At 35.5% G+C, this 15,826-nt stretch carries 16 protein-coding genes, 1 tRNA gene and 1 pseudogene; 3 read left to right on the top strand and 15 right to left on the bottom strand.

The window, feature by feature from the left end:
- Positions 1-126 precede the first annotated feature (126 nt).
- The 4 genes from ACFSTA_RS15245 to ACFSTA_RS15230 form a co-directional block, all read right to left on the bottom strand.
- The gene (locus ACFSTA_RS15245) at positions 127-528 is read right to left on the bottom strand and encodes a DUF6157 family protein (protein ID WP_377557649.1); all 402 of its coding nucleotides are present in this window, start codon (positions 526-528) and stop codon (positions 127-129) included.
- 186 nt (positions 529-714) lie between these two features.
- Positions 715-1,299, bottom strand: a complete 585-nt coding sequence (locus ACFSTA_RS15240; RefSeq protein WP_377557648.1) for a class I SAM-dependent methyltransferase — start codon at positions 1,297-1,299, stop codon at positions 715-717.
- 40 nt (positions 1,300-1,339) lie between these two features.
- Entirely contained in the window at positions 1,340-2,236 is an 897-nt protein-coding gene (locus ACFSTA_RS15235; protein WP_377557647.1) for an NAD(P)/FAD-dependent oxidoreductase, read from the bottom strand.
- A gap of 64 nt (positions 2,237-2,300) precedes the next feature.
- Entirely contained in the window at positions 2,301-2,744 is a 444-nt protein-coding gene (locus tag ACFSTA_RS15230) for an Rrf2 family transcriptional regulator (protein WP_377557645.1), read from the bottom strand.
- A 571-nt stretch (positions 2,745-3,315) separates the two neighbouring features.
- Here ACFSTA_RS15230 and ACFSTA_RS15225 point away from each other — a divergent pair.
- A pseudogene (locus ACFSTA_RS15225) lies at positions 3,316-3,432 on the top strand (IS3 family transposase); the annotation flags it as partial.
- Between the two features lie 41 nt (positions 3,433-3,473).
- Here ACFSTA_RS15225 and ACFSTA_RS15220 read toward each other — a convergent pair.
- A complete protein-coding gene (locus tag ACFSTA_RS15220) occupies positions 3,474-3,917 on the bottom strand; it encodes a DUF4279 domain-containing protein (RefSeq protein ID WP_377557644.1) in 444 nt (147 codons plus the stop codon).
- A 273-nt stretch (positions 3,918-4,190) separates the two neighbouring features.
- Between ACFSTA_RS15220 and ACFSTA_RS15215 the strand changes: the two genes are divergently transcribed.
- Positions 4,191-4,727, top strand: coding sequence for a hypothetical protein (locus ACFSTA_RS15215; protein WP_377557642.1), 537 nt, complete (start codon positions 4,191-4,193; stop codon positions 4,725-4,727).
- Positions 4,728-4,985: 258 nt separating this feature from the next.
- Here ACFSTA_RS15215 and ACFSTA_RS15210 read toward each other — a convergent pair.
- Positions 4,986-5,061 (bottom strand) — tRNA-Arg (locus ACFSTA_RS15210).
- 242 nt (positions 5,062-5,303) lie between these two features.
- Between ACFSTA_RS15210 and clpP the strand changes: the two genes are divergently transcribed.
- The gene (gene clpP / locus ACFSTA_RS15205; RefSeq protein ID WP_377557641.1) at positions 5,304-5,894 is read left to right on the top strand and encodes an ATP-dependent Clp endopeptidase proteolytic subunit ClpP; all 591 of its coding nucleotides are present in this window, start codon (positions 5,304-5,306) and stop codon (positions 5,892-5,894) included.
- A gap of 81 nt (positions 5,895-5,975) precedes the next feature.
- On the opposite strand, the gene ACFSTA_RS15200 is transcribed toward clpP, so the two are convergent.
- The 9 genes from ACFSTA_RS15200 to glpK form a co-directional block, all read right to left on the bottom strand.
- A complete protein-coding gene (locus ACFSTA_RS15200; protein WP_377557640.1) occupies positions 5,976-6,230 on the bottom strand; it encodes an HPr family phosphocarrier protein in 255 nt (84 codons plus the stop codon).
- A 151-nt stretch (positions 6,231-6,381) separates the two neighbouring features.
- Complete coding sequence (gene whiA, locus ACFSTA_RS15195; RefSeq protein ID WP_377557639.1) at positions 6,382-7,332, bottom strand: DNA-binding protein WhiA; 951 nt, start codon at positions 7,330-7,332, stop codon at positions 6,382-6,384.
- A 26-nt stretch (positions 7,333-7,358) separates the two neighbouring features.
- A complete protein-coding gene (locus tag ACFSTA_RS15190) occupies positions 7,359-8,315 on the bottom strand; it encodes a gluconeogenesis factor YvcK family protein (RefSeq protein ID WP_377557638.1) in 957 nt (318 codons plus the stop codon).
- 1 nt (position 8,316) lies between these two features.
- On the bottom strand, positions 8,317-9,204 hold the full coding sequence (gene rapZ / locus ACFSTA_RS15185) for an RNase adapter RapZ (protein WP_377557637.1): 888 nt from the start codon (positions 9,202-9,204) through the stop codon (positions 8,317-8,319).
- A gap of 34 nt (positions 9,205-9,238) precedes the next feature.
- Positions 9,239-9,691 carry an NUDIX hydrolase gene (locus tag ACFSTA_RS15180; RefSeq protein ID WP_377557636.1) on the bottom strand — a complete coding sequence of 151 codons (453 nt, stop codon included), beginning with the start codon at positions 9,689-9,691 and terminating at the stop codon, positions 9,239-9,241.
- A gap of 442 nt (positions 9,692-10,133) precedes the next feature.
- Positions 10,134-11,087 (bottom strand): thioredoxin-disulfide reductase, encoded by a 954-nt coding sequence (gene trxB / locus ACFSTA_RS15175; protein WP_377557635.1) that lies wholly within the window; start codon positions 11,085-11,087, stop codon positions 10,134-10,136.
- A gap of 75 nt (positions 11,088-11,162) precedes the next feature.
- Positions 11,163-12,179 carry a tetratricopeptide repeat protein gene (locus ACFSTA_RS15170; RefSeq protein ID WP_377557634.1) on the bottom strand — a complete coding sequence of 339 codons (1,017 nt, stop codon included), beginning with the start codon at positions 12,177-12,179 and terminating at the stop codon, positions 11,163-11,165.
- A gap of 230 nt (positions 12,180-12,409) precedes the next feature.
- On the bottom strand, positions 12,410-14,071 hold the full coding sequence (locus ACFSTA_RS15165; RefSeq protein ID WP_377557633.1) for a glycerol-3-phosphate dehydrogenase/oxidase: 1,662 nt from the start codon (positions 14,069-14,071) through the stop codon (positions 12,410-12,412).
- 182 nt (positions 14,072-14,253) lie between these two features.
- A complete protein-coding gene (glpK, locus tag ACFSTA_RS15160; protein WP_377557632.1) occupies positions 14,254-15,744 on the bottom strand; it encodes a glycerol kinase GlpK in 1,491 nt (496 codons plus the stop codon).
- Positions 15,745-15,826 lie beyond the last annotated feature (82 nt).

Genomic DNA, 15,826 nt, shown 5'->3' with positions numbered 1-15,826 from the left:
ATTTATAGTTATTATACGAAATTAAGTTACTATCAACAAATAATCACCAAATATATCCCACACCTACAGTCAGCAGAACACCACTAATTAGTGATAGCTCAAATAGCAATTTAATAATCTGTTACACTATTTTCTTTTCGAACGCATACCTTTCAAATTAGTGATATCAGCCGCTTTTAGAAGATAATTGTAATGTTCACTTTTCACATCATATAAGGCAACTTTTCCTTCAGCATTATAATGAATTCCCCACCCATATTTCTTAACTAATGGAGAAGCCCTAAAACAAGCTTTTGGTTTGTTGAAAAATTGTTCTCGTAATTCATCTACATTTTTTGCATCTATTTGATATTTAATTACATAAGTATTAAATTGAACATCTTCTTGACTATATTTATAAGGATTATTACGGATTAAGTCATATTCAATCGAAGCTATCGTTGGCTTGTGATTTCTTGGGAGAGGTACAGAAGCTGAAGTTACCGGTGAATCTTCTGAGGTTGTAATAAAAGTGTTTGTGTAACTCATTAAATCCCTTCCTTTCAAAATAGTAATACAATAATTCTTGAAAATGTCATTTTCCACCACAGAAGTCACCCACTGCCCAATCCTTATTGGGATACTTCTTCTCGAAATTCCCTGTTTTCTTAAAGGCAATATAATAAAGGAAACTCTAATAGAGTCTCCTATCAACTATACCACAATAATCGTTTATTATTTCTTTGCAATGATCATGTATATCCCATCAGCCGGATGCAGTTTCTGTGTTACACGAAGCCCCGCATGCTTCATTTCTTGTTCCATAAGTGATGAAGTAACTCTAGGATGTTTTTCAGTATGGTTATCTTTCTTTTCCAATTCAATGCATACGAAATATCCATCGGTTTTTAGTACTTTTATAATTTGCTTTAGTGAAGTAGTTAAATCCTTGACCTCATGTAAAACTAAGGAAGCTAACACAAGGTCAATTGAATTATCATTCAAAGGAATATCATCAATACTACCTTTCAACGTTTTGACATTTGTTATATCTTCTTTTTTTGCCTTGGAAATTACAATGTCTAACATTTTAGAATCAATATCTAATGCATATACTAACCCATCCACTATTTTAGCAGCCGGAATCGTAATATAACCTGTTCCTGCACCTAAATCTAAGATGTTATCATTTTTATTAATAGGGAGCATACGTAGCAGCTGTTCTGGCGGTAAACCTCCTCTTCTTTCAGGATTATCGAGGAATTCAACTTTTTTTATAAAATGTTCCATTTCTTTAGTATTGTACTTTCTTTTTCCCATATGAATCATTCTCCTTTTAATTTAAGTGTAGTGAATTACTTCAAAAGTCCTCATTTATTAGATCACTTACAACTCCTATAGCTGCTCTACTACCCTCACTTGCAGCAATAATTAATTGAGCTGGTGAGAAGGTATTATCTCCACTAGCATAGATTCCTTCCATATTCGTACGCCCAAAATCATCTGTTTCAATTCCTCCCATCTCATTCATGGCACATCCTAATGTTTGAGCCAACGATGATGCTTGCTTTAGTTCACCTGCGATAAAACCTCCTTCTCTTTCGATTTCTTTCCCATTCTTAAACTTAACCTTTTCCAAGTGGCCATTGTCACCTTGTAAACTTTCTATTTCCTCTTCCATGACTTTGATATTTTTCTTGGTTAATAATTCCTTCTGCTCCTTAGAGAAAATATTTTTCCCATTTGTACAAACAACAAGGTCTTTACTCCAATTAGAAATCATTTTCACCCTATGCATCGCACGCTCATCTTCTGAAATAACAACTAATCGGAGATCTTTTAATTCCCATCCATCACAAAATGGACAAACGAATAGGCTCGAACCATAAAAATCATGAATTCCTTCAATACGTGGCAATACATCTTTAAGACCTGTAGCTAAAATAATCTTTCTAGTACGGTAATAATCCCCGTTGACTGTTTGAATGATAAAGGTTCCATTTTCTTTTTTTATATCCGTCACTCGTTGATTTTCAACCGATAGATTTGGATAATTCATTAACTCTTCCTTAGCAATACGTTTAAACTCTGCAGGTTTAATACCGTCTCTTGTAATAAAACCGTGAGATTCATGAGTAACAGCATTTCTAGGTTTATCTTCATCAAACAGCATGATATTCTTTTTTGCTCTCCCAAGCACAAGTGCAGCATTAAGTCCTGATGGACCTCCTCCAATAATTACACAATCTAACAACATTTTAGCTGCCTCCTTAAATTAAATATATTAAAGACTCTTAATATCTATAATTGAGATAAAAAAATTAATGTGACTGCTCACAGTTTATTTCATGATTCTTTGTCGACTCAATTTGTCTGGCAATATCAATAACGTATTTTTGGTCTAATTCTTCTGCCATCTTTCTTTCTGCTTCCATCATCACATTTTCAATTAAACATTCGCCATTCTTAAAATCATCATGCTCTAGTGAACAGCTAAATAAAGTTGTCTTCCCTTCAATAGCATGTATGACATCTAAAAATGAAATTTCACGAGAACGTTTTACAATACTATATCCTCCATTAACACCAGGAGTTGATTCAATAAGTCCTGCTTTTACTAGTTTTGTTAAAATCTTTGACAGGTATGTTGGTGATAAATCTTGGATTTTAGCTAATTGTTCGACTCCAACAGACTTGCCCTTTGGTGTTAAAGTTAAATATACCATTGTGTGTAACGCATAATTTGTGGCTTTAGAATACTTCATTACAGTTCTCCTCACAGATATATTAAAGACCTTTAATGTCTGTAATTGATTTTAAACTAAAATAAACAAAAACACAAGATATTTACTAACGACTTCTTTTAATACAGCACGAAGTGAAACTTACTAAGCTACAGAACGTATATTTAGAAAGGAGTAGTGGGAAGTGAATATTTTAAATAGAGGTGGGTTGATGCTTTGAAATTAAGTTATAAGTTTTATTTTAGAATTATGTTAATTACATTAGTTATAATTGGAATCCTTCAATTCTTCCAATTACCTGAATATCTCAACTATATTTTGTTGGTTGTTGCCATTCTATTTGCCGTATTGGGTTATACCACAAAATTTCCCAAAAAATAGTGAAGTGTGTTTGGGATTGTAAAGGAAAGTTTTAAATTTATTGGGAGAGCATCGAATTATGGAATAACTTTTTTTGTGAAATAGGTGTTAATTTAATTTTAAAGCAACCTTGTGTAGACAACGCTTCGATAGAGAATTTCTTTGATATTTTATAGCATAAATGTTTTATGGGGAAAAACTATTAAGTTATGAAGAATTAATAAGACAATTAGAAGAATATATCTGCTGGTATAACAATGAACGATCAAAAGTAAAACTGGCCGGATTGAGTCCAGTCGAATACCGAACTCAATCAGCCAATCAACTGCATTGCATTATAAAACTCTAACCTTTGGGGTAACCACCAAAGTAATCTTTAGGCGGATACTTTTAATATTCATCTAAATCATTTTCAACAAAACCATAAACATATTCATCGATTTCGATGAATGTGTCTATACTAACTGCGAATTTCATTACCTCAACTGGAAAGGAATATCCAGGAGAGTTACCATCAATCACATGAGTAACGGCACAAATTGAGGTCTCAACTCCTAATTCCTTTTTTATTTCATTGATGGTGTCAACTTTATCTTTGAAAGTATCAACGATTTTTTCTAAACCCATTTCAAAATCAATTGTTTCAATAGCCCCTGTACTATATATCCATTCTGTAAAAGTAGATCGTCTTTTAGGTGTATTCCACTCCCCAACTTTTTTGGTATCCGTCGGTGTGATTCCTAATTTTTCCGATATAGCAAACAAGGAAAAGTCCCAATTAGGTTCGTGTTTTCTAAAATTTAAATATATTTCAATTGATGTTTTTTTACTCATAATGTTTAACTCCTTCGTCAACCTATTATATCATAAGGGTATAGGACGATAGCCATCTGTTGTCAAGTAGATAACGATTGGACCGATACAGTATGCACGTCTATTTCTATGAATTATTAAAGTGGTAATTCTGTTCATCTAGTATCTTACACTTTTAAAAGACTCGAAAATAATTGGCGAGATCAGTCAATTATGAGTTATGGCCGAGATACAAACCACAATTACATGATATTAATGACATTCAGAATATGAGCTAAAAGGGGAGGGATAAAAATGAAAAAAACAATTATTTCTGTGATCTTAATAGCTTTTTTTACTGTAGGTACACTATTAGCAATTTTGAGTATTGATAACATAGAGGAAAGTGCACCTAACACACCTCAATATAGTCCAGAAGCTTCTGCTGATTGGCCAATTTATGATTTTAATACACTAATGAACGAAAAAACAGACTTGGTTGCCTTTATCACTGTCGAATCAGTTGAAGATAAAAAAGTAAGTGAAGAAAAACTAAATGCCAAATTAGCAACTTTAAAAATAACTAAACTTTTATATGATAACCGAAACTCCATAGATATTTCAGATACTATACTATTAGATCAGGCTTTTGAATATGTAAATGTTGGAGAATCTTATTTATTGTTCCTTGAAAAAAAAGTGGACTATTATTATGAAGTAGATGGACATTCCAAAATCAAAGAAATAAACGGTAAATATCAAGTGAACATTGAAGGGATTGAAGGTTCATTCACTCAAAAGACATTTGAAGATAAGTTCACAATAACCTTGCAAGAAATTAAAAAAGAATAAAAACACAAATAAATATAAATAGAGGTGGCATCTCCCTCTTTTTAAGAAACATTAGGGCATCGCGATCCATATCCATACAAACTACTTATACGTACTCACATATCATCCTACAATTCAAGAAGTCGCTGCAACAAGCATCCAAAAATCACTGTATCAGAAAAAAGAAAGTGAACCTGAGAATGTCATTTCTATTGTTCAAAATAAAAAAAAGCAAGGGAAGAAAAAATCTCTCCCCTTGCTTTAATCAATTTTATAAAACGCGCCCAGAGGGATTCGAACCCCCGGCTAACCTGGTACCGGAAACCAGTGCTCTATCCAGCTGAGCTATGGGCGCATATTTGAAAAAGGACACATACGCTATTATAACGTTTTCCACATGTATAAACAAGTATTTTCTTATTCCCCACGTTTATTTTTCACATGTTAAGGGTATGATGGGAAGTATATTTGAATGAAACTAATCCGTACATAAGAAATTTGTCAAACGTTTTTGTTTGACCTTCATTGACCTTTTAGTTATGATAAAAATAGATCCAATCTTAATGGATGAACGTATAGAATAAGGAGGATTTTACAATGAATTTAATACCAACAGTCATTGAACAAACAAACCGTGGAGAGCGCGCATATGATATCTACTCACGACTATTAAAAGACCGAATTATTATGCTAGGTAGTGCTATTGATGATAATGTTGCTAACTCAATTGTTGCGCAACTACTATTCCTAGAAGCAGAGGATCCTGATAAGGATATTTCTTTATACATTAATTCACCAGGTGGATCTATCACAGCTGGTATGGCTATTTACGATACCATGCAATTTATCAAAGCAGATGTATCAACAATTTGTACTGGAATGGCAGCATCAATGGGTGCATTCCTATTAGCAGCTGGTGAAAAAGGTAAGCGTTTTGCACTGCCAAATAGTGAAGTAATGATTCACCAACCATTAGGTGGTACACAAGGTCAAGCAACAGATATTGAAATTCATGCAAAACGTATTATTGAAATGAAGAGGAAGATGAATGAAATACTATCTGAACGTACTGGTCAACCAATCGAAGTAATCGAGGCTGATACAGAACGAGATAATTTCATGACAGCGGATAAAGCTGTGGATTATGGTTTAATTGACCGAATTCTTACTCGTAAAGAAGATAAATAATACAAAAAATGGGTGATCTCTAAAGTGAGACACCCATTTTTATTATCCTTATGTTATTTAATTCACAAACAAATGTATGCGTTAATTCCCCTCCACAAAGGACACTAAGTGATGGATTGCTTCATCTTCATCGGAACCATCTGCAATCAACTTAATTGTTTCTCCAGATGTTATTGCTAGGCTCATTAAACCCATGATACTTTTGGCATTTACTTTTCGATCTTCCTTTTCCAAAAATAAATTTGCTGCATAACGGTTTGCCTCTTGAACAAATTGTGCAGCTGGTCTCGCCTGTAATCCTGTCTTTAGCTCAACTTTTACAGTCCTCTCAACCAAATTACTCATCCCCTTTTAATAGTAAGCGTTAACATAAGATGTAAAAAAGATTGGCTAATTGTCACTATCATAATTAGCCATATATTCTAAATAGTATCGCATTTTAAATTAACGATATTATACCATGAATCATGTTGCAATGGAACATATTTTACCAAAGATTAACTTCCCCTTTTTTTATCTTTTCAGCGAATTCGTCAATCTTCTTCAATCGATGATTTACACCCGACTTTGAAATTTTCCCACTAGAAACAAGTTCACCTAATTCCTTCAAGGAAACATCCTCATGTTGCACTCGTAATAAAGCAATTTCCTGAAGTTTTTCGGGCAAAGCATCTAAACCAACCGTTCTATCAATAAATTGGATATTTTCAATTTGTCGAAATGCAGCACCAATTGTTTTATTTAAATTTGCTGTTTCACAATTCACGAGTCTGTTTACTGAATTCCGCATATCTCGAACGATACGTACATCCTCAAATTTGAACAGCGCGTTATGTGCACCAATAATGCTTAAAAACTCTGTGATTTTCTCTGCTTCTTTCATATAAACAATATATCCATTTTTCCGCTCCAAATTTCGAGCATGTAGAATAAACATATTTAATAGTTCACATAAAGCATCATTATGTTCTTCATGAAAATTAAATATTTCCAGATGATAGGAAGAGGTTTCTGGATTGTTAATAGAACCTCCTGCTAAGAAAGCTCCACGTAAATAAGCTCGTTTACAGCAATCTTTTTCCAAATACTTAGGCGAAATTGTACGAACAAAAGAAAAGGCTCCCTGTAGTATATCCAAATCAGATAAGATTTTATCTACACTATTTTTCAACCGAACAATGTAGACATTATTTTTCTTTAGTTTCATCTTCTTTCGGACGAGGAGTTCAACTGGATATGGATAGTTTTCTTTAACTAAAATATATATCCTACGGGCAATCGCTGCGTTTTCCGTTTGTACATCCAGAATGTACTTTTGCTGAGATCCTAACGAAATAGTTCCATTCATCCGAATGAGAGCCGCAAGTTCAGAAAGTGAACAGCATTTCTCCACTTCAATCCCAGTTAATTCCTTCTTTATTTCTGAAGCAAAGGACATAAGCTCCTCTCCTTTACCAAATTAATTTACTGAATAAGGGAGTACAATAGTTTAGCAATTTTTCGTGTGTCATGACGTAGCATTGCTTTCCTATGGTCAATAATGTCTCCTTCAATAATTTTCAATCCCATGTTTAATAGTCTTTCTGTATCATATTCGACAGGTTCAGCATTTTCTTCTGCATATAAGTCACGGATGGAACGGTCAATTGGCTCATTGTGAACAACAATGGAACCAATGCTATCATCCCCAATATGATTAAAAATTGCTTGTACATGATCTGCGGCAGTGAATCCTGTTGTCTCTCCTGCCTGAGTCATGACATTACATACATAAACCACTTTCGATCTTGCTCTTCGTATAGCGTCATCAATCTGTGGAATAATTAGATTTGGCATGATGCTAGTAAATAAGCTTCCAGGAGAAATGACAACCAGATCAGCATGTTCAATTGCTTCAATGGCATTTGGTAAAGGTTGAACATCCTCTGGGTTAATAAAAACACGCTTGATACTTTTTCTGGCAAGTGGAATATTCGACTCCCCTGCCACTATGGAACCATCATGCATTTCCGCATGCAGTGTCATATTTTCATTAGAAATAGGAATTATTTCTCCTTTAACATTTAAAACGCGAGAAATTTCCTTTATCCCTGTATAGAAATCACCTGTAATAGAGGTCATTGCTGCCAATAATAGATTTCCCATGGAATGTCCTGAGAGTCCGTTCCCAATTGAAAAGCGATGTTGGAATAATTGGATAATCATTGGTTCCACTTCGGAAAGCGCGGCAATTACATTTCGAATATCACCCGGAGCAGGCATTGCCATTTCATTACGAATTCTTCCGGTACTTCCACCATCATCAGCAACAGTTACAAGGGCAGTGAGCTGAATAGGTAAACTTTTTAAGCCGCGTAGCAAAACTGGCATACCAGTCCCCCCACCGATAACAACAATACGCGGCTCTCTCTTATTCGTCATGTTAATGGCCCTTTCTTTTCTCGATATCACGATGACTTACGTGTGCAATATAATTACTAGCTAATTGCTTAGAAAAATACTCTGCCAATGCAACCGAACGATGCTGTCCCCCAGTACATCCAATAGCTACTACTAGCTGTGATTTTCCTTCTTTTTTGTATTGAGGAAGCATGAATTGCATTAAATCTAGTACCTTTTCTTGGAACTTTTGAGTATCCGACCATTTAAAAACATAGGAGGATACGTCTGGATTCAAGCCAGTTAAAGGTTGCAGATTTGCTACATAATGAGGGTTTGGTAAAAATCGAACATCAAACACTAAATCCGCATCTATAGGGAGTCCATATTTAAATCCGAAGGAAACAAAATGCACAGAAAAAATTTCTTCTTTTTCTTCATCCGTATAGGCATTTATTATTTTGTCTCTTAACTCTTTCGGTTTTAAATTTGTTGTATCAATAATGCGTTGCGCTCTACCTCTTAAATCATCTAAAATTTTTCGTTCCTGCTTAATACCGTTTAAAGGTAAATCGTCTACAGCTAATGGATGTGAACGTCTTGTTTCTTTATAACGACTGACAAGCTGTTCATCCTTTGCATCTAGGAATAATATATGCTCTTCTAACCAATCTTCATCACCTAAAATATCTAAAGCTTCAAATAGTGAATCAAAAAACTCACGTCCACGTAAATCCATAACTAATGCTACTTTATGAATATTATTTGTAGAGTCACGCATAAGTTCTAAAAACTTAGGTAATAACGTTGGGGGTAAATTATCTACACAGTAATAACCAAGGTCTTCAAAGCTCTGAATCGCCACCGTTTTCCCTGCGCCCGACATACCTGTAATAATGACTAACTTCGTTTCTTGTTCTTTCTCTGCCATGTCGATCTCTCCCCTTCCATTTTATTCTACATGTTTAGTTCATTCGATATTCAATTAATTCCATTTCATTTGTATATGAAAAAGTACCAAAAACGGTCGACTCAGAATGTAAAATATGCTCAAATATTTTATGATCCCCTTCCGCCATTGGAAGTGAATGAATACGAGAAATTGGGACCCATTCCAACTCTCCCTCATCGCAGTGTTCTGTTAATTGGCCATGATAGGTATCACTAATGAATGTAAACATCATCCATTCATTCTCTAATTCATCATGTTGGAAAATAGAAAACGTAAATACTCCAGCTAATCTAGGATTCGCAAGTGTTAACGCTGTCTCTTCCCAATATTCACGTACAACGGACTCCTGGATCGTTTCGCCTTGCTCCATCTTACCACCAGGAATTGCATACCAACCGCGACTTGGTTTTTGTAATAACAATATATGATCATCTTTTATAACGATGCAGTTCGTAATTCGTTGCATTAAAAACACTTCTTTCAAGTTCGTTAGCGATATATAATTAAACACTACTTCCATTATATTAGAAAACTTGATTTTTCGCCAAGATTTATGGTGTAAACCTTCGTCGCATTTATGCAGGATAAGCTTTAAGCTTTTCTTGATTCCAATGAATAATTTCGTTTCCAGTTTTCTGCACTCATTTTCGGGCTGGTTAGTTATTTTCGGTTTGGATGCTTATTACAAAGAAAAGAGATTATTTTCCTGTTTTTACAATATTATTCCCCAACGAGATTGGACAATTTTTGCTGATTAAGGCAAAAAAAGGGCACAGATGCGATTCATCTGTGCAAAAGCTAATCTATTTATTAAAAAGGGGGTCAATTAGTTATTCTTATTGTAACCTAATAATATTTCGTGCGTGTTACAGTGACGTTAAAAAGCCTTTACGTTTTAAAAAAATTATTTATGATTTTGCAGCACCTAATTTTTCGGTAAGTTCTTCTAAATATTTTTGTGCTGCTTCTGCTGCAATACTACCATCACCTGTAGCTGTTACAATTTGTCGAAGTGTCTTTTCACGAATATCTCCTGCAGCATATATTCCAGGAACATTTGTCTCCATATGCTCATTTGTTACAATATATCCTTCATCATTGGTAATTCCTAATGATTGGAACGGTTTGCTAAGTGGCACCATTCCGATGTAAACAAATACACCTTCAGCAGAGAACTCTTGTTGTTCTCCTGTTTCAACATTCTTAAGTGTTACACTGCTAACTTTTCCGTCTGGTCCATTTATTGTCTCCACAACCGTATCCCAGATAAAGTCAATTTTGTCATTATCAAATGCTCGTTGTTGAAGAATTTTTTGAGCACGTAATTCGTCACGACGGTGAACAATCGTTACTTTATTCGCAAAGCGAGTCAAGTATACACCCTCTTCAACTGCAGAGTCTCCTCCACCAATAACTACCAACTCTTTCTCTTTAAAGAAAGCACCATCACACACTGCACAATATGATACGCCTCGACCACCTAGTTCTTCTTCACCAGGTATACCTAGCTTTTTATATTGCGCACCAGTTGCAATAATTAATGCTCTCGTATTATATTCTTTGTTACCTGCTACAACGGTTTTATAATCACCATGATCAATAACTTCTTTAATATCACCATAAGCATATTCAGCGCCAAATTTCTTCGCATGATCAAACATTTTATTGGAAAGATCTGGGCCTAATATATGATCAAATCCAGGATAGTTTTCAACATCTTCCGTGTTTGCCATTTGTCCACCTGGAATACCTCTTTCGATCATCAACGTTTCTAAATTTGCCCGTGATGTATATACAGCTGCAGTCATCCCAGCTGGTCCCGCTCCCGCAATAATAACATCATACATTTTTGGATCGGACATGATTTACACCTCTTTTTTTATATCTGTCATCACTAATAGCGTATTCGATTAGTACTGCTTAGTCTAGCGTTTTGCTCACGTATTCCAAGGCTCTTTTTCTTGTACTAACACATTATGTTTTCTACGCCCTTCTTGCCATAAGGCGTTCGCCTTTTCTACCTCTTCAATCCGATATGCAGTTAAACTATACCAGCGATAATAGGAAACATGACTCTTCACTATACCCTTAGATAGCATTCGAAATCGTGCATAGGACTCTTCATAATAGCCTGTCCTAGCCAAGGTTACTGCTATCCTTAATTTTTGCTGTTCGTGTATTGGATATACATTTAATAATGCACGTATATGCCGTTTGTACTCTTCATCATTTGCTTCATAATAAAATAAAGCTAAGTTTGTATGACTAAAAAGGTTATTCGGCTCTTCTTGCAGCAATTCCAATTCCATTTGTATTGCTTTTTTCCGTTCGTTATTAAAAAATAAAGCATGTGCGTACTCATGATTCGCCGTTTTATGTTCGGGAAATAACGTCAGCATTTCCTCTAATATCAATATCGCTTTTTCCCATTCCTGATGTTCGAGATGGTAAAATGCAGTCTCTTGATAAATTAACAGTTCATCTTCATCATCGATTGGTGGTCCCCAATCATTTTCATCATCTTCTTCATCATCAAATTCGATTAACTGAAGTAATCCTTTTGCTTCTTCACTAAAGTCACCTTCTGGTTCCAGATCTAGATATGATTTTGCATATTTTCTAGCATCATTTAAGAGACCCAAGTGAGCGTAATTGTTTGCTAATAAATAATAGCAATCCGCGTATTTATCACCGGTTGACTGTAACACATTAGTTAAAACTTGGTTCGCTTTATGATAAGAACCTATTTCCGTATATATAATAGACATTTGACACTGATACAAAGGATCCTTTGGTACAGCCTCAACTGCCTTATTCATCCATTTTAACGCAACCTCAAACTTTCTCTTTCGAAAAGCTTCCACACCTTTTGTGAAATAAAAGTCACCTTCGGGAATAAAAGGGATAAGATTGTTTGATTTTCGATCTTTTTCTCTATTTTTCACGTTTTGCATACATATCCCCCTATTTTTTAACATATCGAAAAAAGTATACCATAATTAAATATAGAATTATATAGTGATATTTGGTTAGTTGGAATACGGTCATTCGTGGTAAAAGTTTTGTCCTAGTTGGGCGAAGATATCCAACTTGTATCAGATGTTTCCTCACTTGCATCCGATGATTTCTCAATCGCACAACATAAAAACTTCCACCCTATTATCAGGATGGAAGTTCCCTCTCATCATTCGACCGGTGTTACCGCTTCTTTTAACAATTGGTCTAATTCAACTGTATAATTTGTTTTTTGTTCATCAGTCCAACCTAGTGATTTAGCCATATAATCAATCACTGGCGATTTGTATTCATGCACCCAATCAATAGCAAAGAATAATGCACCAGTTCGACGAACGAAAAAGTCTACTGGTTTATACACTAGCTCATACTCTAATCCATAGCAAAGCTCTGCAAAGATAACAGGATCCAGTTTTTCACTCTCTGCTTCCATTCGTCTTTCAACAAAAATTTCAAACACTTTTTCTACATTAGATCCATACCTTGACACTAAGGAAAGTCCTCTTTCTTCCGATAACCCTAATGAAATAGCTTCTTTCACTTTCGCTTTTTTAAATGTTTCAAATCCACTTGAGCCTCCAACTTCTCCACCAGATATAGGTAATTTTTCCGTATCTGATGTAGAATAAAGAATACCATTCTCCTCTTTTAATTGCTTGACTACTGTATTAACAGCTTGTTCTGCCATTTTACGATATCCAGTTAACTTTCCGCCAGCCATGGAAATTAGTCCTGATTCCGATACAAACATTTCATCTTTCCGTGATATTTCACTAGGCCCTTTACCATCTTCAGCTATTAATGGGCGCAACCCAGCCCAACTAGATTCAACATCGTCTGCAGAAATATTTAACGATGGGAACATATAACGAATAGCGTCGATGATGTAGTCCCTATCTTTCGTAGTCATAGTAGGATGTGCTATATCTCCTTCATATGTAGTATCGGTTGTACCTACATATGTTTTTTGATCACGTGGAATCGCAAAGACCATCCGTCCATCAGGTGTATCAAAATAGATAGCCTGCTGTAATGGGAATAGTTTATTAGGAAATACTAAGTGCACACCTTTTGTCAAATACAAATGTTTGCCATGCTTGGAACCATCCAATTCGCGTACCCCATCTACCCATGGTCCACCTGCATTGATAATTTTTTTAGCAAATATTTCATGTACTTCTTTTGTAATTTGATCCTCCATAGTCGCTCCAATTAATTTTCCGGTATCATCATAAATAAAATCAATAACCTTCATATAATTAATTGCATGTGCACCTTTTTCGACAGCTTTTTTCAGTACTTCAATTGTTAGCCGAGCATCATCTGTTTTATATTCAACATAATAACCAGCTCCTTTTAAACCATCACGCTTAATGAGTGGCTCTTTTGTAAGAGCTTCTTCCGGACGAAACATTTTACGACGTTCCTCTTTTTTTACTCCGGCGAGAAAATCATAGACTCGTAATCCAATGTTAGTAGTAAACGGACCAAATGTACCACCTGTATGAAACGGCAGCATCATCCATTCGGGTGTTGTCACATGGGGACCATTTTCATACACAATCGCCCGCTCTTTCCCTACTTCAGCTACCACTTTAACATCAAACTGCTTTAAATATCGCAAACCTCCATGAACCAGCTTTGTTGATCGGCTAGATGTACCCGCTGCAAAATCCTGCATTTCCACAACAGCAGTTTTTAATCCTCTTGTTACAGCGTCCAAAGAAATCCCTGCCCCGGTAATACCTCCGCCAATTACTAATAAATCAAGCTCTTCACCCTTTATTTGTGCAATGCTTTCCTTTCGTTTATAACTAGAAAATTTTTTCATTCTACACACTCCCCCTAGTTTCTTATCTTTATCATGACCATAAATCCAGAAAATAAAAAATCCGCAAAACAAACTAATGTATTTCTACATTAGTTGTTTGCGGTTCTCCAATTCTCCGTCCAAAATATATTAACTTATGTTTAAGTTTATCACATGTAATTTCGATATACAAATTTCATACTTTATTTAAAGGCTTGTGCTGCATGTACCGCTTTCTTCCAGCCAGAATATAAGTTTTCTTTTTCTTGATCGTTCATTTTTCCTGTAAATGTATAATCAATGTTCCATTGTTTCGCAATTTCTTCCTTACTATCCCAAAAACCAACAGCCAAACCTGCCAAGTAAGCTGCACCAAGTGCTGTCGTTTCATTAACAATTGGACGCTCTACTACCGCTCCTAATACATCACTTTGAAATTGCATTAAGAAATTATTTTTAACTACACCACCATCTACACGGAGCTTTTTTAAATCAATATCTGAATCTGAAACCATTGCTTCAACCACATCTCGTGTTTGATAAGCTAATGATTCTAATGTAGCGCGTACAAAATGCTCCTTCGATGTTCCTCGGGTCAACCCAAAAACAGCACCACGTACATCACTATCCCAATATGGTGTACCTAATCCAACAAATGCAGGAACAACATACACACCGTCGGTTGAATCAACTGCTTGTGCCAATGCTTCAGTTTCAGGGGAACTTTCAATAATTTGTAACCCATCTCGTAGCCACTGCACGGCAGATCCCGCTACAAAAATACTTCCCTCTAACGCATATTCAACTTTTCCATTAACACCCCATGCTAGCGTTGTTAATAAGCCATGTTCTGATTTTACAGCTTTTTCTCCGGTATTCATTAATAAGAAGCATCCTGTTCCATACGTATTTTTTGCCATCCCTTCTTCATAGCAGGCTTGACCAAACAATGCGGCTTGTTGGTCACCTGCAATACCTGCAATTGGAATTTCATGGCCAAAGAAATGGTAATCAACGGTATGTCCATATATTTCTGATGATTGCTTCACGTCCGGTAACATAGATGATGGAACAGTTAACAGATCTAATAACTCCTGGTCCCACTCTAGGTCAAAGATGTTATACATTAATGTGCGAGAAGCATTGGAATAGTCTGTAACATGATTTTTCCCACCTGTTAGTTTGTACACAAGCCATGTATCTATTGTGCCGAATAATAAATCCCCATTATTCGCTCTTTCCCTAGCACCTTCTACATGGTCCAGAATCCATTTTACTTTCGTCCCTGAAAAGTAAGGATCTACTAATAACCCTGTTTTTTCTCTAAATAAATCTTCATATCCTTTGATTTTCAATTCATCACAAATCGTAGCAGATTGTCTGGATTGCCAAACAATTGCACGGTAAATCGGCTTTCCGGTTTTACGGTCCCAAACAACAGTTGTTTCCCGTTGATTCGTTATTCCGATCCCAGCAATTTGTTCTGGATTCACATCACATTTACGAAGCACATCTGCAATGCACGCTAATACCGAAGTCCATATCTCACTTGCATCATGCTCCACCCAGCCTGGTTTAGGAAAATGCTGTTCAAACTCCTGTTGCGAAGTGTCCACTATTTCTCCATTATGATTAAATATAATCGCTCGAGAACTTGTTGTTCCTTGATCGATCGCTAATATGTATTTTTCCATACCATAATACCTCCCCATTACACATGAATTACAATATATATTCTTTATCTTTCAGTTTATTCCCTGCTTTTCAAGGAATTTT

This window comes from Ornithinibacillus salinisoli, from assembly GCF_042684965.1.
GTDB classification, from domain to species: Bacteria; Bacillota; Bacilli; order Bacillales; family Amphibacillaceae; genus Ornithinibacillus; species Ornithinibacillus salinisoli.
Note: the sequence above shows the minus strand (reverse complement) of the source record. Positions and strands in the feature narration are given on the sequence as shown.